General features: G+C 64.5%; 20 protein-coding genes. 4 read left to right on the plus strand and 16 right to left on the minus strand.

What is annotated here, in order from left to right; genetic code table 11:
* Window positions 1-7 precede the first annotated feature (7 nt).
* Genes NG900_RS07470 through ndk form a run of 4 tightly spaced genes read right to left on the minus strand, consistent with a single transcriptional unit; the run spans window position 8 to window position 3,493 of the window.
* On the minus strand, window positions 8-1,096 hold the full coding sequence (locus NG900_RS07470) for a RodZ domain-containing protein (RefSeq protein ID WP_252678698.1): 1,089 nt from the start codon (window positions 1,094-1,096) through the stop codon (window positions 8-10).
* The gene (gene pilW / locus NG900_RS07475; protein WP_252678700.1) at window positions 1,089-1,877 is read right to left on the minus strand and encodes a type IV pilus biogenesis/stability protein PilW; all 789 of its coding nucleotides are present in this window, start codon (window positions 1,875-1,877) and stop codon (window positions 1,089-1,091) included. The genes NG900_RS07470 and pilW overlap by 8 nt, the downstream gene beginning before the upstream one ends.
* Window positions 1,874-3,025, minus strand: coding sequence for a dual-specificity RNA methyltransferase RlmN (gene rlmN, locus NG900_RS07480; RefSeq protein ID WP_252678707.1), 1,152 nt, complete (start codon window positions 3,023-3,025; stop codon window positions 1,874-1,876). The genes pilW and rlmN overlap by 4 nt, the downstream gene beginning before the upstream one ends.
* Before the next feature lie 42 nt (window positions 3,026-3,067).
* A complete protein-coding gene (gene ndk / locus NG900_RS07485; RefSeq protein WP_199031140.1) occupies window positions 3,068-3,493 on the minus strand; it encodes a nucleoside-diphosphate kinase in 426 nt (141 codons plus the stop codon).
* A 369-nt stretch (window positions 3,494-3,862) separates the two neighbouring features.
* On the opposite strand from ndk, the gene NG900_RS07490 reads away from it, so the two are divergent.
* Window positions 3,863-4,564 carry a Bax inhibitor-1/YccA family protein gene (locus NG900_RS07490; RefSeq protein ID WP_252678708.1) on the plus strand — a complete coding sequence of 234 codons (702 nt, stop codon included), beginning with the start codon at window positions 3,863-3,865 and terminating at the stop codon, window positions 4,562-4,564.
* 84 nt (window positions 4,565-4,648) lie between these two features.
* Here the strand turns inward: NG900_RS07490 and rlmD are convergent, their stop codons facing one another.
* Window positions 4,649-6,001 (minus strand): 23S rRNA (uracil(1939)-C(5))-methyltransferase RlmD, encoded by a 1,353-nt coding sequence (gene rlmD / locus NG900_RS07495; protein WP_252678713.1) that lies wholly within the window; start codon window positions 5,999-6,001, stop codon window positions 4,649-4,651.
* A 160-nt stretch (window positions 6,002-6,161) separates the two neighbouring features.
* Between rlmD and NG900_RS07500 the strand changes: the two genes are divergently transcribed.
* Window positions 6,162-7,025, plus strand: a complete 864-nt coding sequence (locus NG900_RS07500; RefSeq protein ID WP_252678715.1) for an endonuclease/exonuclease/phosphatase family protein — start codon at window positions 6,162-6,164, stop codon at window positions 7,023-7,025.
* Window positions 7,026-7,054: 29 nt separating this feature from the next.
* On the opposite strand, the gene rpoS is transcribed toward NG900_RS07500, so the two are convergent.
* From rpoS to surE, 4 genes are read right to left on the minus strand one after another with little or no spacing between them, the layout of a single operon-like run.
* Window positions 7,055-8,188, minus strand: coding sequence for an RNA polymerase sigma factor RpoS (gene rpoS / locus NG900_RS07505; RefSeq protein ID WP_252678717.1), 1,134 nt, complete (start codon window positions 8,186-8,188; stop codon window positions 7,055-7,057).
* A gap of 8 nt (window positions 8,189-8,196) precedes the next feature.
* Window positions 8,197-9,024, minus strand: a complete 828-nt coding sequence (locus NG900_RS07510) for a peptidoglycan DD-metalloendopeptidase family protein (RefSeq protein ID WP_252678720.1) — start codon at window positions 9,022-9,024, stop codon at window positions 8,197-8,199.
* A 1-nt stretch (window position 9,025) separates the two neighbouring features.
* On the minus strand, window positions 9,026-9,970 hold the full coding sequence (locus tag NG900_RS07515) for a protein-L-isoaspartate(D-aspartate) O-methyltransferase (RefSeq protein ID WP_252678724.1): 945 nt from the start codon (window positions 9,968-9,970) through the stop codon (window positions 9,026-9,028).
* 15 nt (window positions 9,971-9,985) lie between these two features.
* On the minus strand, window positions 9,986-10,741 hold the full coding sequence (surE, locus tag NG900_RS07520) for a 5'/3'-nucleotidase SurE (RefSeq protein WP_252678732.1): 756 nt from the start codon (window positions 10,739-10,741) through the stop codon (window positions 9,986-9,988).
* Between the two features lie 210 nt (window positions 10,742-10,951).
* On the opposite strand from surE, the gene NG900_RS07525 reads away from it, so the two are divergent.
* The gene (locus tag NG900_RS07525; RefSeq protein ID WP_252678734.1) at window positions 10,952-11,926 is read left to right on the plus strand and encodes an NADPH:quinone oxidoreductase family protein; all 975 of its coding nucleotides are present in this window, start codon (window positions 10,952-10,954) and stop codon (window positions 11,924-11,926) included.
* Window positions 11,927-12,000: 74 nt separating this feature from the next.
* Here the strand turns inward: NG900_RS07525 and NG900_RS07530 are convergent, their stop codons facing one another.
* The 7 genes from NG900_RS07530 to NG900_RS07560 all read right to left on the minus strand — a co-directional run bounded on the left by NG900_RS07530 (window position 12,001) and on the right by NG900_RS07560 (window position 18,894).
* Complete coding sequence (locus tag NG900_RS07530) at window positions 12,001-13,107, minus strand: alkene reductase (RefSeq protein WP_252678736.1); 1,107 nt, start codon at window positions 13,105-13,107, stop codon at window positions 12,001-12,003.
* 96 nt (window positions 13,108-13,203) lie between these two features.
* Window positions 13,204-13,833 carry a TetR/AcrR family transcriptional regulator gene (locus tag NG900_RS07535; RefSeq protein ID WP_252678738.1) on the minus strand — a complete coding sequence of 210 codons (630 nt, stop codon included), beginning with the start codon at window positions 13,831-13,833 and terminating at the stop codon, window positions 13,204-13,206.
* A gap of 84 nt (window positions 13,834-13,917) precedes the next feature.
* Entirely contained in the window at window positions 13,918-14,709 is a 792-nt protein-coding gene (locus tag NG900_RS07540) for an ABC transporter permease (RefSeq protein WP_252678740.1), read from the minus strand.
* Between the two features lie 23 nt (window positions 14,710-14,732).
* Entirely contained in the window at window positions 14,733-15,545 is an 813-nt protein-coding gene (locus NG900_RS07545) for an ABC transporter ATP-binding protein (protein ID WP_252678744.1), read from the minus strand.
* Between the two features lie 64 nt (window positions 15,546-15,609).
* Window positions 15,610-16,659, minus strand: coding sequence for an ABC transporter substrate-binding protein (locus tag NG900_RS07550; protein ID WP_252678746.1), 1,050 nt, complete (start codon window positions 16,657-16,659; stop codon window positions 15,610-15,612).
* Between the two features lie 89 nt (window positions 16,660-16,748).
* Complete coding sequence (locus tag NG900_RS07555; protein ID WP_252678747.1) at window positions 16,749-17,957, minus strand: CaiB/BaiF CoA transferase family protein; 1,209 nt, start codon at window positions 17,955-17,957, stop codon at window positions 16,749-16,751.
* Window positions 17,958-17,979: 22 nt separating this feature from the next.
* Window positions 17,980-18,894 (minus strand): LysR substrate-binding domain-containing protein, encoded by a 915-nt coding sequence (locus NG900_RS07560; RefSeq protein ID WP_252678749.1) that lies wholly within the window; start codon window positions 18,892-18,894, stop codon window positions 17,980-17,982.
* Window positions 18,895-19,052: 158 nt separating this feature from the next.
* Between NG900_RS07560 and NG900_RS07565 the strand changes: the two genes are divergently transcribed.
* A complete protein-coding gene (locus NG900_RS07565) occupies window positions 19,053-20,450 on the plus strand; it encodes a carbohydrate porin (RefSeq protein WP_252678751.1) in 1,398 nt (465 codons plus the stop codon).
* Window positions 20,451-20,461: the final 11 nt, after the last annotated feature.

Here is a 20,461-nt window from a genome sequence, read left to right on the forward strand (position 1 = left end):
AAACGGTTCAGGGCAACGTGGCCCGGGCCACGCGATTGCGGGCGTACTTCTGGATATCGACGGAGGCGCCGCCCACCGCCAGCGACGCGACCGCTTCGGCATTGCCGAATACGACCTTGAACGGCGGCGTGCCGGACAGCTCGCGCGTATCGCCTTCTTTGGAAATACCGCTGGCGAGCGTCTTGCCGGATTTGTCCTTGATCTCGTACCAGGACGCCCCCGAGAAATGCACCGAGACCGAACCACTGTCCGAGGCCGAGGCCGCCGGCTTGGCACCTTCCGTCGCCACCGCAGCAACCGGTGCGTCGACATTCATGACAGCAGGCTTGGCACCGACGGCCGCAACGGCAGGTACCGCAGCGGCACCGCTGTCCGAGCGCGGCAGTGTTGGCGGCGGCGCCAGCGGTGCAGTCACCACCCCCGAGGCAGGCGCGGCCGGGGCCACGGGCGTCAGGGGTGTGGGCATCGAAGCCGCAGGCGCTTCGGCCGAGGGCTGCTCAGGCGCCGGAGCCACTTGTGCCGGCGCAGCCTGTTCGGCCGCAGGCGCTTCCTTCGCATCTGACTCAGCGTTCTGGGTTGCAGCCGTCTGCGTGGTAAACCAGTGCTTCAGGCGGTCCATGGCAGCCAATGCGCCGGCGGCCACCGCCACGGCAACCAGCACGCCGACAAGCCAGCGGCTATTGGCACCGCGCCGCTTGCCGAAGCTCGGCTTGTCAGAAAACGATTCGCCCAGCCCCCCTTCCGGACGCAAGCCGATGTTGGTGACCGGCGCACGCGCATTCAGGCGGGCCAGTTGGTCATCCACATCCACCTGCAATGCACGTGCATAGGCGCGGATCAGCCCCTTGGCGAACGTCATGTCGGGCAGCGCGCCGACATCGGCAGACTCCACGGCCAGCAGCTTGCCCGGCGCCACTTTCAGGCGCGTGGCCAGATCGTCGACCGTCAGACGCTGCTGCTCGCGGCCCGCATGCAGACGTTCAGCGATCTGGCGCAATGCTTCGTCGCGGTCGGGCGACGCTGCGGCCGGCGGATTCGAGACTGGCGCGGCACCGTGAGAGAAGTCGGCAGCGCTTGCCACGTCGCGGTCAGTCATCCCATGCTCCTCGTTCGAAAGCCGCCTCTTCGGGCGCATTGGGGAAGCGGCGCTGCAATTGCGCGCTCCACGCGTTCTGTTGCGAGATATCGCCCAGGCGGCGCGCGATGCGGGCGCCCAGCCAGAGGCTTTCTGCCGTGGCATTGCCGCGGCCATTGACACGTTCGATGAACGGCATGGCACGAGAATACTCGCGGCGCTTGTAGTACAGCTGTGCCAACGTCACGTTGGTCAACGCATTGTTTGCGTCGATGTAGGTGGCACGCGTGAGACTCTTCTCCGCACCATCCAGATCCCCTTGACGCATCTGGCAGACACCCAGGTTCGTCCACGGCTTGGCCGGGCTGCCGGCGGCCGGGGCCTGAATGGCCTGGCGCAGCATCGTCATGCCCTGCTCCGGCTTGCCTGCCTGCGAGCAAAGGAACCAGCCGTAGTTGTTCAGCAAGTCGCCGTCCTGCGGCGTCGCAGCGAGGGCGCGACGAAAGCTGTCGTCGGCAAGGTCGTGCTGCCCAAGACTCATATAGGCCAAGGCCCGGATGTGATACGCACCCGGCACGGACGGATCAATCGCAATGGCGTTCTTGACCTCGTCGAGCGCTGTTGCCGCCTGCCCGGCCTCGAGGTACTGGGTTGCCAGTTGCAACCGGATCGCTGCACGCCGGCTGGTATCGGTCTGATCGGAGAGCGTCTTGACGTCCTGCGTCTGGGCCGGCGGCGGCAATGCGCACCCGGCGGCTGCCAGCGTGAAGACCAGACTGACAGCAGTCGACCAACGCTTCATGCGGTACCCATGCGATGAGTGGAATCGGCCCCGACCACCGGGATCTCGACGATCTTGCCAAACTTGCCGCGCTCGGCCAGGCGCGTGCGATCCTTGACCTCGCCAGCCAGTTGGCCGCAAGCCGCGTCGATATCGTCACCACGCGTCTTGCGGATGGTGGTGACGATGCCGGCGTCCAGCAGCACTTGGGCAAAGCGGCGGATCTGCTCGTTGTTCGAGCGCTTCAACCCGGACTCGGGGAACGGGTTGAACGGGATCAGGTTGAACTTGCACGGCACGTCGGCCACGACGCGCAGCAGTTCACGCGCATGCTCGACGGTGTCGTTGACGCCATCCAGCATGCAATATTCGAAGGTAATGAAATCGCGCGGCGCGAACTCGAGATAGCGACGGCAGGCCGCCATCAGTTCGGCCAGCGGGTACTTCTTGTTCAGCGGCACAAGCATGTCGCGCAGCGCATCGTTGGACGCATGCAGCGACACGGCCAGCGCGACTGGCACATCGCGCGCGAGTCGGTCCATCATCGGCACCACGCCGGAGGTGGACACCGTCACACGACGGCGCGACAGGCCATACGCGTTGTCGTCCAGCATCATGCGCAGAGCCGGCACCACGGCGTCGTAGTTCAGCAGCGGCTCGCCCATGCCCATCATCACCACATTGGTGATGACGCGATCATCCTTGGGGCCGCGGCCGAGCTGCTTGCGCATGGCGAACTCGGCCATCCACAGCTGGCCGATAATCTCGCCGGTGCTGAGGTTGCGCGAGAAACCCTGCTTGCCGGTCGAACAGAACCGGCAGTTGACGGCACACCCCGCCTGAGACGACACACACAGCGTGCCGCGCGTCTCTTCCGGGATGTAGACCGTCTCGACGGCATTGCCCTGCCCCACGTCGACCAGCCACTTGCGTGTGCCGTCCGACGAGAGGTGATCGGAAATGACCGCCGGCGCCTGGATGTTGGCGCGGGTCGCAAGCTTTTCGCGCAACGACTTGGCGAGATCGGTCATCTCGCCGAAGTCGGACGCGCCCGACTGGTGAATCCAGCGCTGCAACTGCTTGGCGCGAAACGACTTCTCACCCAGGCTCTCGCAGTACGCAAGAAGGCCCGGTGCGTCGAAATCGAGGAGATTCACCACATCACTCATGACTTGCAGTCCGAAACGCCAATTCCAGTCTAGTGTTGACGCTTAGCGGCTGTAAATGTTCAGGCCCGGGAAGAAGAAAGCGACTTCCACGGCAGCCGTTTCAGCGGCGTCCGAACCGTGTACGGCGTTGGCGTCGATGCTGTCGGCGAAGTCAGCGCGGATCGTGCCCTTCTCTGCCTTCTTCGGGTCGGTTGCACCCATCAGGTCACGGTTCTTGGCGATTGCGTTTTCGCCTTCCAGCGCCTGCACCATCACCGGGCCGGAGATCATGAAGTCGACCAGATCCTTGAAGAACGGGCGCTCCTTGTGCACGGCGTAGAACTGCTCGGCTTCTGCGCGCGACAGGTGGATCATCTTGGCCGCGACGACCTTCAGGCCTGCGCCTTCGAAACGGGCGTAGATCTGGCCGATGACGTTCTTGGCCACTGCGTCCGGTTTGATAATCGAGAGGGTGCGTTCGATCGCCATTAAAAACTCCAAAAAATGAAGGTGTTACGTGAAAGATAAACGTTAGATTCTAGCACGGCGCGCAGGAGGATTGGATGTGGACCGGTGCAGCCCATTGCCGCGCACCATCGCCAAGAAAAGAGGCTTAAGGGTCACTTCACCCAACAGGCGCCACAGCGCTCAGGCAAACGCCTTAGCATCGCCTTATCGCGAGCACCATAAAGCACCCGAGAAAGGCATTTTCCGTCGCAACCGGATGCCACAGGCAGGAACCGCGTGGCATGCTGCCCCCTCCAAATAGGGACGATGTGGCTTGCAAAAGCCTCCTTCGGATGCCACATTCGGTGTGCCGTCGCATTGTCTGCAATGTCATTCACCCAAGGAGTTCGCATGGACAACCAACTCAACACGTACGGTTTTGGCGCTTCCGGCACCGCCGGCGCGTTGGCCGTCCGTAACCGCGTGCTGCGCAATACCTATTGGCTGCTCGCGCTTTCCATGATCCCCACCATCCTCGGTGCGTGGGTCGGCGTTGTCACCGGCTTCAGCCTGATGGCGCGAAACCCGCTGATCGGCTTCGTCATCTTCATGGCGGTGGCGTTCGGGTTCTTTTACGCCATCGAGCGCTTCAAGAACAGCGGCGTAGGCGTGGCTTTGCTGCTCGGCTTCACGTTCTTCATGGGGCTGATGCTCTCGCGCCTGATCGGCATGATCCTGGGCTTCTCGAACGGCGCCTCGCTCATCATGACGGCGTTCGGCGGCACGGCGATCATCTTCGGCGTGATGGCGACGGTGGCCACGGTCAGCAAGCGAGATTTCTCGGGCCTGGGCAAGTGGCTGTTCATGGGCGTGCTGGTGCTGATTGTCGGTTCGGTGGCCAACATCTGGCTGCAACTGCCGGCGATGATGCTGACGATCTCGGTGCTGGCCATCGCGATCTTCTCGGCGTACATCCTGTTCGACGTGCAGCGCATCGTGAACGGCGGCGAAACCAACTACGTGACCGCTACCCTGGCGATCTACCTCGACGTCTACAACATCTTCACGAACCTGCTGGCGATCCTGGGGATCTTCGGCGGCAACCGCGACTGACGCTCGCATCGCGCTGGCAACGGCGCGGCAAAAGCAAAACCGGCGCCTGGTGCGCCGGTTTTTCTTTGTCCCAAGCAAGGGCAATCAGTCGCGCTCAAACACCGCAATCGACTCCACATGCGACGTGTGCGGGAACATATTGACCACGCCCGCGCCCGCCAGCCGATAGCCAGCCTCGTGCACCAGCAGGCCCGCGTCGCGCGCCAGCGTGGCAGGATTGCACGACACATAGACGATCCGCTTGGGCAAGTACTGCGTCGCCTCGCCGCCGCGCTGCGCAAGCTCAGCCAGCGCCTTCGATACCGCCAAGGCACCTTCGCGCGGCGGGTCGACCAGCCAGCGGTCGAACTTGCCCAGTGCGGCGATATCGTCGGCCGTCACTTCAAACAGGTTGCGGCACGCAAACGTCGTCTTGGCATCGAGCCCGTTGTGCTTCGCATTGGCGAGCGCACGGGTGGTCAGCGCTTCGCTGCCTTCGATGCCCATGACTTCACGCGCGCGCGTGGCCATGGGCAGCGTGAAATTGCCGATGCCGCAAAACAGGTCGAGCAAGCGATCGCCCGGTTGCGCATCGAGCAGCTTCAGCGCGCGCGACATCAGCACACGATTGATCTGATGATTAACCTGCGTGAAGTCCGTCGGTTTGAACGGCATGGTGATGCCGAACTCGGGCAGCGTGTACGTCAGCGCACGATCCAGCGGGTAGAACGGGTAGACCGTATCCGGGCCTTTCGGCTGTAGCCAGAACTGGACGTTGTACTGGTCGGCGAAGGCACGCAACTCAGCCTCGTCCTCGGAGGTGAGCGGTTCCAGATTGCGCAGTACCAACACCGTCACATCCTGGCCGACCGCGAGTTCTATCTGCGGCATGCGCTGAAAAATGGATAAACGCCCCACCAACCCGCGCAACGGCACCAGCAGCGCTGACACGTGCGGCGGCAACACCTCGCACGAGGTCATGTCGACCACATAGCTGCTCTTGCGCTCGTGAAAGCCCACCAGCACGCCACCCTTGGCCGCCACGTGGCGCACCGTCAAACGTGCGCGATACCGATAGCCCCAATCCGGCCCAGCCACCGGCCGGAACACCACATCCGGGCGCAGCTTGGCGAGGTGCCACAGGTCGTCTTCCAATACACGCTGCTTGATCGCCACCTGGGCACGCGCATCCAGATGCTGCATCGAGCAGCCGCCGCACACGCCAAAGAACTTGCACCCCGGCGTCACCCGCGAAGCGGACGGGCGCAGAATACTAACGACGCTGGCCTGCTCATATGACGGCTTCACCCGGTGGCTGCGATACATCACCTGCTCGCCCGGCAGCGCACCCTCCACGAACACCACCTTGCCCGGTGTGCCGTCTTCGTTGGTCAGGCGGCCGATGCCGCGCGCTTCACCGTCGAGCGAGACGATTTCCAGCGGACCGGACACGGGCATCTCTGGCTTCCGACGCCCACGCGGCTTGGTCGCCGGCGCGGTCGGCGCGGCAGTTGCTGAATCAGAAGAGGAAGGCGTGACGTTGGGTGCAGCTTGAGACACGAGCGAGCCTGGACAAATCGGGGACAAGGGCGGCATTGTAAGACACCGGAGGACCAGCATGGGTACTGTCATCCTGACGTGGAATATCCAGTGGGGCCGTGGCACCGACGGGCACGCGAGCCTTGACCGCCAGCTTGCAGAAGCGCGCAGCATGGCGCAGTTCGACGTGTTGTGCCTGCAAGAGGTCACCGCTGGCTTCAATCACCTGCCTGGCCAACCGGGCACCGATCAGTGGGGCGAACTGGCGGATGCACTAAGCCCCGAGTACACCGTGATTGGCGGCTTCGCGCTGGAACGCCACGATGGCGCACACGTGCAGCGCTTCGGCAACGCGATCGCCACACGCCTGCCCGTGCTCCACGTCACGCGACATGCTTTGCCCTATCCGCCCGATTCCACACCCAGCATGCCGCGCATGGCCATCGAAGCGATGCTTCAGGCGCCGTTTGGCCCACTGCGCGTCATCACGACGCATTTGGAGTACTACTCTGAGCTTCAACGTCTGGCCCAGATCGATGCGTTGCGGGCAATGCATGCGCAAGGCTGCGCGCGGGCACGTCAACCGTCGGTGCTCGGCCCGGAGCCCGAAACCGGGCCATTCCGCCCACTCGCGCAGACCGCCGCCACCATCATCTGCGGTGATTTCAACTGTAAGCCGGATTCCACGCCCAAGCGCCTGGCCACCGTGCCTTTCACCCAGGAACCGGCGCTACATGACGCGTGGGAAATCGCACACGGCGCCACACCCCAGCCGCCGACGTTCGGCGTGCATGACCGCGCCGGCTGGACAGAGCCCGCCTATGCGTGCGATTTCATGCTGATCAGCGAACCGCTGAAACCGCGCGTGCTGCGCGTGGAAGTCAACAGCGCCACACAGGCATCGGACCATCAACCGATGCTGCTCGAACTGCGAAACGACTGAACTCGAACCAAGAAGCGGACAACGGCGCCTTACAGCACCGCGTCCTTGCGCACGCCCTGCGAGGCGAAATGCCGCTTGAGCTTGACCAGTGCTTCCTGCTGGATCTGACGCACGCGTTCGCGGGTGAGACCCATTTCGGCGGCCAGCTCTTCCAGGGTGGCGGGTTCGATATGGTTGAGGCCGAAGCGGCGCTCAACGACGTAGCGATGCTTGTCAGACAGACGTGCGAGCCACGACTTCATCAACTGCGATAACTCGCGATGCGCCACCTCCTGATCCGGCGAGGCGCCATGCTCGTCGGACAGGAAATCGAGCAGGCTCGTACCCGGATCCAGATCGAACGGCGTATCGAGCGAGGTCGTGTGCTCGTTGAGCGAGAGCACGTCCTGCACTTCATCCGTCGTCTTGCCGAGCAGGTGAGCGATGTCTTCGAGGCTTGCGTCGCGGCCATCGACCCCGCTCTTCTCCAGATGGCGCTTGGCGCGCAGCACCTGATTGAGCTCACGAATCACATGCACCGGCAAACGCACCGTGCGAGCCTGGTTCATGATCGCGCGTTCGATGCTCTGGCGTATCCACCACGTCGCATACGTGGAGAAGCGGAATCCACGCTCCGGATCGAACTTCTCGATCGCATGCATCAGACCGAGGTTGCCCTCTTCGATCAGATCGAGCAATGGCACGCCGCGGTTCAGATACCCCTTGGCGATGCTCACGACCAGACGCAGGTTGCGCTCGATCATCACCTGGCGCGCAGCAAACTCTCCTGCCTTGGCCAGCGTCGAAAAATGGAGCTCCTCGGCCGGCGTCAGGAGCGGCTTGATACTGATGCGATTGAGATAGTGTTGAACAGTGTCGGCGGCCAGTTCGGCCTGCAACACCTTGCGGAAGTCTTCCTCCGGCGCGGCCTCTTCAGCCTCCTCGCGCTCTTCCTCGTCTTCATCGGGCTCGTCGATGCTGTCGGAAGCCTCGCCAAGATCGGCCGATTCGGAAACGGGTGCATCGTCGACCAGTGCATCGACGACTTCGATCTCGTCGGCAGGAAGTTGCGCCGCGCCACGCGCACGCCGCCCCGCACGCCCATTCGACGTGCGTTGGCCCTCTACAGCGTCGATGTTGTCATCGGCGGGGGTGACGGGCGTGACGGCTTTCTGGCGCGGCATGCATTCCTCTATTGAGGCGGTAGGAAGCGCATCGGATCGACCGGCTTACCGTTGCGGCGCACTTCAAAATGAAGCTTCACGCGATCCGCATCGGTACTGCCCATTTCGGCGATCTTCTGCCCTTTCTTAACCGTGGATTGCTCGGTGACCAGAACCTTGTCGTTGTTGCCGTAGGCGGTCAGGAACGTGTCGTTGTGTTTGATGATGACAAGATTCCCGTACCCACGCAAGGGTCCGACGTGGATCACTTTTCCGTCATCGGCAGCGACAACCGGATCACCGCGTTTACCACCGATATCGATGCCCTTGTTGGCCTTGTCATCGAAGCGGTTGATGAGCGCACCACGCGCCGGCCACGCCAGCGAGACTGCATTGTCCGTTGCCCCGGCAGGAGCGCTGGACACCGCGGCAGGCGGCGGCGTGACCGGCGCGGAATCGATTGGCTGCGTAGTCGAGTTACCCGGACGAACCGGCGTGACGACGGCTCCGCTGCTGCTGACATCCGCATTCGGCGGCACGACTCGCAGCAGTTGATCGACTTCAATCTGATTCGGGTTGGCGATGTTGTTCCACGCCACCAGGTCTCGCGGCGATTGGCCATTGCGCAGGGCAATGCTGTACAGGGTGTCGCCACGCTTGACGCGATAGAAGCCGGGGGGCGGCGGCTCTTGCGACACGGTGCCGGTGCTGCCGGCACGCGAGGTGCGATCCAGAACAGGTGCCTGATTGCCGGAGGATGCGCAAGCCGCCAACAGTGCGGCCGATACCATCGCCACAGCGAGCCGGCCGGCGCGTGCGGGGCTTGGAGGGTTCATGGAGCTCCGGGAAGTGAACATGCTAAACAGTTCCTGATTTTAACGGGACAAAGAAAACGCCTTCAAGCGCGGTACTGTGAAACTGGAAGCGGCTGCGTCGCTCGATCAAGACGAGCTGCTGCGCGGGGCCGCTGTTGCGGTCGGTGGCCACCGGTGCGATCAGCCGGCCGCCAACCGCGAGCTGGTCGAGCAGTGCCTGCGGCACCTCCAACCCCGCCGCCGCCAGGATGATGGCGTCGAACGGCGCCGCCTTCGGCAGGCCCAGCATGCCGTCGCCGTAGTGCAGACGGATGTTTGGCACGCGGAGTGGCCGCAAGTTCGCTTTGGCTTTTTCATGCAGCGGCCGGACGCGTTCGATCGAGTACACCTCGTCCGCGAGCTGTGCCAGAACGGCGGCCTGGTAGCCGCAACCTGTACCGATCTCCAGCACGCGCGCGAGCGGCATGCCTGGGCGGCCTGACCGCCCACCGAGCAGCAACTCGATCATCCGGCCCACCACCGACGGCTTGGAGATCGTTTGCTGATGACCGATCGGCAATGCGGAATCTTCATACGCCTGCGACGCCAGTCCGGCATCGACAAACAGATGACGCGGTACCGAACCGATCGCGGCGAGCACACGCTTATCGCTCACGCCTCCCGCTTGCACGCGGCCGACCAATGCCTGACGCGCCCGATCCGACGCCATGCCACCTGCCGCTGCATGCGCAGCCTGCGTGCGCACCTGCACGGCGCTCGCCGCGACCGCACCGACGACGGCGTCGACACCGGCCACACGCTGCGGCGCCGGCCCAGATGACGGTGAATTCGATACACGCTCGGCCGAGGCCGCACGCACCGGTGTCGGGCGTGACACAGCGCTCACCCCCGAAGAGATGCGCGTTTCGCGCTGGCGCTCAACGGGCTTGCGCTCGACCACTGCGTCGAGCGTCAACGGAAAGCGCCGGTCGCGCGGGCGTTCAGACATGGGCCACCGGGGCGGTCATGGCGTCTGCCAGCGGCGCACGGTGCGCAGTTGGGCCGTATCGGTCAGATCCAACTGCAGCGGCGTGAGCGAGACGAAGCCATTCGCCACGGCATGGAAATCGGTGCCTTCGCTGGCGTCCTTGGCATCACCTGCGGCGCCGACCCAGAAGATCGGTTCGCCGCGCGGATTGGCCTGACGGATCACTGGCTGCGACTGATGCCGCTTGCCCAGGCGCGTTGCGCGCCAGCCGGCCAGTTCGGCGTACGGCACGTTCGGGATGTTCACATTGAGAAGCATCGGCCCATCCAGCGGATCGGCCAGATAACGCTCCACCACCTCGCGCGCCACGCGTTCGGCTGCATCCAGATGCGTCCAGCCCTTGTCGACCTGCGAAAACGCGATCGACGGAATACCGAACAGATAGCCCTCGATGGCTGCGGCGACGGTGCCGGAATACAGCACGTCTTCGCCCATGTTCTGGCCCTGGTTGATGCCGGACACGACCAGATCGGGCTTGTCTTCGATCATGCCGGTGAGCGCGATGTGCACACAGTCCGTCGGCGTGCCGTTGACGAAACGGAAGCCCTTCTGGGCCCCTTCTGTGGCCTCGAACACCGAAAGCGGCCGCTGCAGCGTAAGCGAATTGGATGCACCGCTGTGGTTCTGCTCGGGCGCCACCACCGTCACGCGGCCCAGGGGCGTAAGCGCGCGATAGAGCGCCGCCAGCCCGGGCGCGAGGTATCCGTCGTCGTTGGCAATGAGAATATGCATGGCGCGGATTGTAACCGAGCCACGTGTTGGAATTGCGCATGCGCAGTGCCATTCAGTAGCGATCCAAATCGATCGGCAAACCACACTGCGCGTCGCTCGCGATCGAATCGAACGGTCGTGCTTTTATTCGGTTACACTGCCAGACGAAATCGCGTGCGATGCATGCGAGATGGCGAACAATCCAACACTAGATTGATCAGGAGACACACCATGAAAGCCGTCGTCTGCAAGACCTGGGGCCCGCCCGAATCGCTGGTGATCGAAACGCTGCCGGACCTCACCCCGGGTGCCGGAGAAGTCGTGATCGATGTGAAGGCCGCTGGGGTGAATTTTCCCGACGTGCTGATCATCCAGAACAAGTACCAGTTCAAGCCGGAGCTGCCGTTTACGCCGGGCTCCGAAGTGGCGGGCGTGGTCAACGCGGTGGGCGAAGGCGTGACGCATCTCAAGGCAGGCGACCATGTGATCGCCTTCCTCGGCCAGGGCGCGTTTGCCTCGCAGGTGAAGGCGCCGGCCAAGGTGGTGATGCCGATGCCCCCGGGCATGGCATTCGACACCGCCGCGGCATTCACCCTGACCTACGGCACGTCGCATCATGCGGTGGTCGATCGCGGGCAACTGAAGGCGGGCGAGACCATGCTGGTGCTGGGCGCGGCCGGCGGCGTGGGCCTGGCGGCCATCGAGATCGGCAAGGCGATCGGCGCGCGCGTGATCGCCGCAGCCTCTAGCGATGAAAAGCTTGCCGTCTGCAAGGACCATGGCGCGGATGCGTTCATCAACTACTCGACCGAAGACCTGCGTGAGCGCATCAAGGAACTGACGGACGGCAAGGGCCCGGACGTGATCTATGACCCGGTCGGCGGCATCTATGCTGAACCGGCATTCCGCTCGATCGCCTGGCGCGGACGCTACCTTGTGGTCGGCTTCGCCAACGGCGAAATCCCCAAGATGCCGCTGAACCTGGCACTGCTCAAAGGCGCATCGCTGGTGGGCGTGTTCTGGGGCGAATTCGCGCGCCGCGAGCCGAAGGCGAATCTGGCCAACATGATGCAGATGCTCGGCTGGATGCAGGAGGGCAAGATTCGCCCGCACATCTCGGCGCGCTATCCGCTGGAGCAGACCACGCAGGCGCTGCTCGACATGGCGGCACGCAAGGTGACAGGCAAGGTGGTGATCCAGCCGTAAGCGGCATCGACGCTGCATGAAAAAAGCCGCGCGGGGCAGCAACCCAGCGCGGCTTTTTCTTTGGTGCAAGCCACTCAGGCGGCTTCTTCCAGCGTCGGATAGTCGGTGTAGCCCTTTTCCTGGCCGCCGTAGTAGGTGTTGCGATCCGGCTTGTTGAGCGCGGCGCCAGCACGGAAGCGCGCCACCAGATCGGGGTTGGCGATGAACGGGCGGCCAAATGCCACCGCATCAGCCAGGCCGGAGGCGATCATCTGCTCGCCCTCTTCCGCCGTGTATTGGCCGCATACGATGAGCGTGCCCTTGAACGCGTCGCGCAACTGGCGACGGAATTCAGTGGACAACTCAGGGCCGCCCGCCCAGTCGGGCTCGGCGATATGCAGGTAGGCGATACCGCGCTTGGTCAGTTCGCGCGCGAGATACAGCGCGCTTTCCTCGGCCTGCTCGTCGGCAATGTCGTGCGCGACGAAGTGGGGCGACAGGCGGATGCCGACGCGGTCCGCACCGATCTCGGCGACGGCCGCGTCGACCACTTCGAGGATCAGGCGCGCACGGTTCTCCAGCGAGCCGCCATACTGATCGGTGCGTTGGTTGCTGTTGGTCGACAAGAACTGGTGCAGCAGATAGCCGTTGGCGGCGTGAATTTCGACAAAGTCGAAACCGGCGCGGCGGGCACGCAGCACGGCCTGGCGATATTGCGCGATCACGCCCGGAATCTCTTCCGTGGCCAGGGCGCGCGGCTCGCTCGTCGGCTCGTTGCCGGGGGTGCCATCGGGATGCACGACAAAGCTCTGCGCCCCCTTGGCGACGACGGCCGACGGTGCAACCGGGGCCTGGCCGTTCTCCTGCAGGAGCGTGTTCGAAATGCGGCCTACATGCCAGAGCTGCTGTGAAATGCGGCCACCCTTGGCGTGCACGGCGTCCACCACGGCCTTCCAGCCGGCTTCCTGCGCGTCGGTGTACATGCCCGGCGTCCAGGCATAGCCCTGGCCCTGGCGGGAAATTTGCGTGGCTTCCGTGACGATGAGCCCGGCGGTTGCGCGCTGCGCGTAGTAGGTCACGTTCAGCTCGGTCGGCACGTCGCCCGGTTGGCCCGCACGCGAACGCGTAAGCGGCGCCATCACGACGCGATTGGCCAGGGTCGTGCGGCCGGTCTGAACGGGGGACAGCAGTTGTTGAGTCATATCAGCTCCTGGACGAGAGACTATTCGACCGGTCATCTAGAACCGGGGAAAAAGAAAAGCGAGGAACATGCCTCGCCGGCAATGGATTCGGTGTGATCAAGGTTTGGGCTTGGCCAGCAGAATCTCGGTTTGCGCCACGCAGCTCTTGAACGCGGCGACAGTGCGATGCGCCTTGGCCAGCAATGCACCGCCCATCCACATGGCGTACAGGCCTTCGGCCAACTGGCGGGCATCTTCCACCGGGGCCAAGGAGCCGTCCGCCATGCCGGCCTCGATCGCGGCGGCAATGCGGTCGACCATGCGCGTCATGCCGGTCGACAGCACCTTGCGCATCGGCTCCGACAGATCGGACACCTCCCCCGACAGCTTGACGGCCAGGCAGGTGACTTCGCACGCGCTGCGCTCGTGCAGGTCGATCCAGGCGGCAAAGTAGCGCAGCAGCCGTTCGCGCGCGGTCAGGCGCGTGTCGTTGAACAGGCTGACGACGCCCGCGTCGTAGTCCTGGAAATAGCGCTCCAGCATGGCAACGCCAAAGTCTTCCTTGGACCCGAAGTAGTAGTAGAACGAGCCCTTGGGCACCTGCGCGCGGCCGAGAATCTCCGCCAGCCCCACGGCCGAGAAACCGCGGCCGAGAATCAGCTCGGCACCGGCGTCCAAAATACGGTCGCGGGTGTCGTGCCGGGCCTCTGCGCCTTCAGCGGTGACGGGTTCGGGGTGCTTGCTCATGGTGGATGGCATTATAGTAGACCGACCGTCTAGTTGCATGACCCTGCTCCAGGCAGGGTCGATGTGACGGATAGCGCTTTTCGCTCAGAGCTTCTCAGTCTCGCCGGTCTTCGGCTGCCAGCGCATCAGGCGCTTTTCCATCAGGCCGACCAGCCAGTCGAGCACCAGCGCAAATACGGTCAGCACCACGATGCCGGCGAACACGGTGTTGATGTCGAACGTGCCTTCCGCCTGCAGGATCAGATAGCCGACGCCGCGCGCGGAGCCGAGGTACTCCCCCACCACCGCGCCAACGAAGGCCAAACCCACCGACGTATGCAGCGACGAGAACACCCAGCTCGTCGCGCTCGGCAGGTAGACGAAGCGCAGCAGTTGCCGTTGCGACGCGCCCAGCATGCGCGCGTTGGCCAGCACCACCGGGCTCACTTCCTTCACGCCCTGGTAGACGTTGAAGAAGACGATGAAGAACACCAGCGTCACCGCCAGCGCCACCTTCGACCAGATCCCCAGCCCGAACCACACACCAAAGATCGGCGCCAGGATCACGCGCGGCATCGAGTTGGCGGCCTTGATATACGGATCGAGCACCGCCGATGCGGCCGGGCTCAGCGCAAGCCACAACCCGGCACCCAGGCCAGAGGCCGTGCCGATGACGAACGCCAGCACCGTCTCGGCCAGCGTGACGCCGAGGTGCTGGTAGATATCGCCTTCGGTCACGAACCAAGCCCAGACGCGCTGGGCCACGATGAGCGGTTCGCCAAAGAAGAACGCGACCTCCTGCGAGCGCGTGGCGAAGTGCCACACGGCCAGCGTCACGACCAACAAGCCAAGTTGCCAAGTGCGCAGCGCGAATGGGGAAAGCGAACGGTTAGCCATGAGAGAGTTCGATCGGATTCGGTTCAGGCCACGCGGCGGTGTTGCGCGTAGCCCTTGAGCACTTCTTCGCGCAGCACATCCCAGATGCGCGCGTGCAAGTCGACAAAGCCGGCCTGGTCGCGAATTTCAGCCACATCGCGCGGGCGCGGCAGGTCGATCACGAATTCGCCGATCGGGTGGGTGCCGGGGCCTGCGGCCAGCACGACCACGCGGTCGCTCATGGCAATGGCCTCGTCCAGATCGTGCGTGATGAACAGCACGGCCTTGCGCTTGGCGGCCCAGAGGTCGAGCACCTCGTTCTCCATCAGCTGACGCGTCTGGATGTCGAGCGCCGAGAACGGCTCGTCCATGAGGATGATGTCGGGGTCCAGCACCAGCGTTTGTGCCAGGCTCACGCGCTTGCGCATGCCACCCGACAGTTGGTGCGGATAACGGTCTTCAAAGCCCGCCAGGCCCACGCGCGCCAGCCATGACATCGCCAGATCGCGCGCTTCCTTGTCGGGCATGCTGCGAAACTGCAACCCCGCCATGACGTTGTCGAGCGCGCTGCGCCACGGCATCAGCGCCTCAGCCTGGAACATGTAGCCGGCGCGGCGGTTGATGCCGACCAGCGGCTCGCCAAACACCCTCACCTGCCCTGAAGACGGCTGCAGTAGCCCCGCCGCCAGATTCAGCAAGGTCGATTTGCCGCAGCCCGTCGGGCCAACCACCGAGACGAACTCGCCGGCCTGGATGTCCAGCGTGGTGTTCTGCACGGCGGTGTAGCGCTGCCCCGGCTTATCGGGGGAGATGAACGTGCAGGTGATCTGATCAAACGAAAGCGCGGGATGGGGCATGATGTGCGGTCCAAAAACAATGCGCCCGGGCGGAACCGGGCGCGTTGCTGAAAGCCTGTTGGGCTTACTTGTACTTGGCGTTGGCCTTTTGCACGAAGGCGTTGGTGAAGGTCTGGTCGAGCTTGATCGGCTTGCCCTTCACTTCTGCGTCGAATTCCGACAGCGTGCGCAGCGCCGTGGCCGGGCCGTCGGCCGGCATCGTGCCGTCCGGCGAAATGGCTTCGCGCACCTTGTCCCATGCGGCCAGGTAGAGCGCGCGGTCGCCCAGCAGATAGGCTTCCGGCACGGTCTTGACGATGTCCGACGGGCCCGCCTTCTGCAGCCACTTGAGCGCGCGCACCATGGCGTTGGTCAGCGCCTGCGTGGTGTTCGGGTTCTTCTGGATGAACGAGGTCGACGCATACAGGCAGCCGGCCGGCATGTTACCGCCGAACACCGCCTTGGTATCGGCCAGCGTGCGGGTGTCGGAGATCACGCGCACTTCGTTCTTCTGCGTGAGCATCGACATCACCGGGTCCAGGTTGGCCAGGGCATCGATCTGGCCTGCGCGCACGGCGGCAATCGCGCCGCTGCTCGCACCCACACCGATGATCGACACCTCGTTGGGCTTGATGCCGGCGCGCGCCAGCACGTAATTGACCATGATGTTGGTCGACGAGCCCGGCGCCGTCACGCCGATCTTCTTGCCCTTCAGATCGGCGATCGACTTGTAGTTGGGCATCGTCTTGTTGTTGACGGCCAGCACGATCTGCGGAGCGCGGCCTTGGAGGACGAACTCCTGATACATCTGGCCCTTCGCCTGCAGCACCAGCGTGTGCTCATACGCGCCGCTCACCACATCGGCGCTGCCGCCGACCACCGCCTGCAACGCCTTCGCTCCACCGGCAAAGTCGACGATGTCAACGTCCAGGCCCTCATCCTTGAAGTAGCCCAGGCGCTCGGCAATCGTCAGCGGCAGGTAGTAGAACAGCGCCTTGCCGCCCACCGCGATGGTGACCTTGCTCTTTTCAGGCTTGCCCTGCGCCAGGACGGCGGGGCTGGCGGCCAGCAGGCTCGTCGCGCACAGTGCAGCGCCCATCCATTTCGCCCAGCGGCTGATGCCTCGTGTCCCCATGCTTGTCTCCTGTTCTGTGGCATTCACTGCCTCGGCGGCGATATTACCGCAATGGTTTGCAACACAATATGCGGGATCGTCCTAGCTGGTTACCCCTTGCCCTCGGCGACGATGCCCTGCGACACCAGCGCATCAATCTGCGCATCGGTCAGGCCATGGCTGCGCAGCACGTCGCGCGTGTGCTGGCCCAGGCGTGGGGCGCTCATCTGCACAGCACCCGGCGTGCCGGAAAGCTTGGGCACCACGCCGGGCATCTCGACATCGATACCGGACTGCGCGCGCACCGTTTCGATCACGCCGCGGGCCCGGTAGTGCGGGTCGGCGGCGATATCCGCGACGGTATAGATGGGGCCGCTGGGCACCTCGGCTTCCTGCAGCGCCACCAGAACATCGGCGATGGGCAATGCACCCGTCCACGCGTTGATGGCGGCGTCGATTTCTTCCACACGGGCAGCGCGGCCATCGTTGCGCGCGAGGCCCGGGTCGTCCGCCAGATCCTGCCGGCCCATCTTCAGCATCAGGCGGCGAAAGATGTTGTCGCCATTGGCGGCAACCAGCACGTACTCACCGCCGGCGCAGCGGTAGGCGTTGGACGGCGCGATGCCCGGCAACGCACCGCCGGCTGGCTGGCGGATCGCCCCGAACACCGAATACTCGGGCAGCAGGCTCTCCGTCAGGTTGAAGACGGACTCGTACAGCGCCACGTCGATCACCTGCCCGCGGCCGCCGCGCGCGTCCCGCTCGTACAGGGCCAGCAGCACGCCCAGCGCACCGTGCAGCCCGGCGATCGTGTCGCCCAGCGACAGGCCGGCACGCGCGGGAGGACGCCCCGGTTCGCCGGTCAGATAGCGCAGGCCGGCCATGGCCTCGGCAATGGCCGCGAAGCCAGGCTCATCGCGCTTGGGGCCGGTTTGGCCGTAACCCGACACGCGCAGCATGATCAGCTTCGGGTTGATGGCGGACAGCGCCTCGTACGACAGCCCCCACTTCTCCATCGTGCCGGGGCGGAAGTTCTCGATCAGCACGTCGGCCTCTGCGGCCAGCTTACGCACGACCTCCTGGCCCTCGGGCACGCGAAGGTCCACGCAGACCGATTGCTTGTTGCGCGATTGCGCCTCCCACCAGACCGACGTGCCCTCATGCAGCATCCGCCATTTGCGCAGCGGATCGCCCTGCCCCGGCGGCTCGATCTTGATGACCTGCGCGCCGAAATCGGCGAGCGTCTTGGCGGCAAACGGCCCGGCAATCAGTTGCCCGAGCTCGAGCACGCGGATGTCCTGCAAAACCTGTGTCGACATGGTCGTAGAGAGAACGTTGAATTCAGAGCGCGGCAGGGTTGCCGAGCAGATGTGTCATCAGCAAACGCGCCGAGCTGGTCAGCGCATCCGGGTCACGCACACCCACCAGCAGGCGGCGATGTGCCCATTCGTCATGCAACGGCACCAGCGCGAGCCCCGCCCCAGGCAGGCTCGATACATGCCCTTGCGCGGCAATGCGGGGCAGCACGCCCACGCCCAGCCCCGAAGCCACCATCCGGCAGACGGCTTCGAAGCTGCGCACCTGGATGCGCAGGCGCAGCGGCTTGCCCATGCGCTGGCTTTCTTCCAGCAACTGCGCGGCAAGCGATGTGCCCGGCGGGAGGCTGACGAAATCGAAGTCGACCGCATCGGCAAAGTGCACGTGCTTGCGCCCGGCCAGCGGATGGTTGCGGGGCGTCACGAGGGCAAGATCGTCCTCGCGGTAGTCGAACGACTGCAGCCCGTCGCACGGCGTGCCGGCCGCGAAGATGCCGAGATCTGCTCGGTTCTCGCGCAGCGCGGCAACGATATCGCCGCTGTCCTGTTCTTCCAGTGCGATGCGAATGGCCGGATTGGCCAGCATGAAGGCGGCCAGGTCGTCGGCCAGGAACTGGGTGATCGACGAGGTGTTCGCCCACACGCGCACCAGCCCGCGCGTGCCGGCGGCAAAGTCCGACAAGGCGCCGGCCATGCGCTCAACGTCCTGCAGGATGCCCACGGCATGGCGGAAGCACGCCTGGCCTGCCTCGGTCAGCTCCACGCCGGCGGCATGGCGGTACAGCAGCGGCGCGCCCACGGCGGCTTCCAGATCGGAAATGCGCTTGCTTGCCGCGGCCACGGCCAAGTGCGACTGCCTCGCCCCCGCCGAGATGCTGCCCAGCCGGGCCACCGCCACAAACAGGCCGAGGGTGACGAGATCAAAGCGGGCGAGGTTCATCGTGGAGCCATCTGGCGAAGTTGGGGAAACGCTACAGGTCAGCAAAAACGGCGCCGTTTTCACCGGCTAGTCATGGCTCGACGTTTACCATCGACGAGTTTTTACCCATCCCGAGCACACAAGCTTGGAATTCTAGCGGTTGCCCGCTCCAGTGCCTCATGCCTTTGCTGCCTCTTCGCCCCACATCCTTCTCCCAGCAACGTCACTTCAGCCGCGCCAACGCCGCCAGGCAGGGGCTCACGGCCATCACGCTGGCGATCGGGCTGCAAGGCATTGCGGTGGCAGCGGACGCAAGCGCACCCAGCACAGACATGCCCGAACCGGAGCGCTGGAACATCCACGGGCAGGTCACCAACGTGACGCAATGGCACCCTTCGTTTCACGCGCCCTACAGCGGCACGAACAGCCTGACGCCCGACAATAGCAATAAGGAAACGACCGACGTCACGCTCTACCTGGGCCTGCGCCTCTGGAAAGGGGCCGAGCTGTACGCCAACCCTGAAATCGACCAGGGTTTTGGGCTGAGCAATACAGTGGGCCTGGCGGGTTTTTCCAGCGCCGAGGCCTACAAGGTTGGCAACAATACGCCTTATCGCAAGCTGCCTCGCCTCTTTCTGCGGCAGGTGATCGACCTCGGCGGCGAGCAGCAGGCCGTCGAGTCGGGCCCCAACCAGCTCGCCGGCAGCCATGCCGCGGACAACGTGACCATCACCGTCGGCAAGTTCTCGGTGGTCGATATTTTTGATACCAACACCTACGCGCACGACCCGCGCGGCGACTTTCTGAACTGGGCCGTCGTCGACGCCGGCGCATTCGACTACGCGGCCGACGCCTGGGGCTACACGCACGGCTTGGCGGTCGAATGGACGCAATCGTGGTGGACGCTGCGCGGCGGGCTCTTCACGCTGTCAAAGGTACCCAACAGCGAAACGATCGACACCACCTGGAAGCAATACCAGTGGGTGGGCGAATTCGAGGCGCGCCAGAGCTGGTTTGGCCGCCCCGGCAAAGTCAAGCTGCTCGCCTTTGCAACGCGTGGCCGCATGGGCGGTTACGGCGATGCAATGAGCCTCGCGCAACAGTCCGGCAGCACGCCGGACACCGGCCTCGTGCGACGCCTCGCCTGGCGCCCCGGCGTCGCCGTAAACGTTGAGCAGGAAGTGACCGACGAGCTGGGCGTCTTTGCCCGTGCCAGCATGAACGACGGCAGCAAAGAAACGTACGAGTTCACCGACATCAATCGGTCGATATCGGCAGGGCTCGCACTCAAGGGAACGCGGTGGGGCCGGCCGAACGACACGTTTGGCGCAGCGGTGGTGGTGAACGGCTTGTCAGGCGCGGCGCGCCAGTATTTCGCGGCCGGCGGCATGGGAGTGCTGATCGGCGATGGCGCGCTCAACTACGGCACCGAACGCATCGCCGAGCTGTACTACAACGTGGCGGTCATCAAACACCTCACGCTCGGGCTGAACTACCAGTACGTGGTTCACCCGGCCTACAACCGCGATCGCGGCCCGGTGTCGATCGTCGGCGCGCGCATTCACGCCGAATTCTGAGCAGCCGCCCG

The sequence above is a fragment of the Ralstonia soli genome (assembly GCF_023955655.1).
GTDB lineage: Bacteria > Pseudomonadota > Gammaproteobacteria > Burkholderiales > Burkholderiaceae > Ralstonia > Ralstonia soli.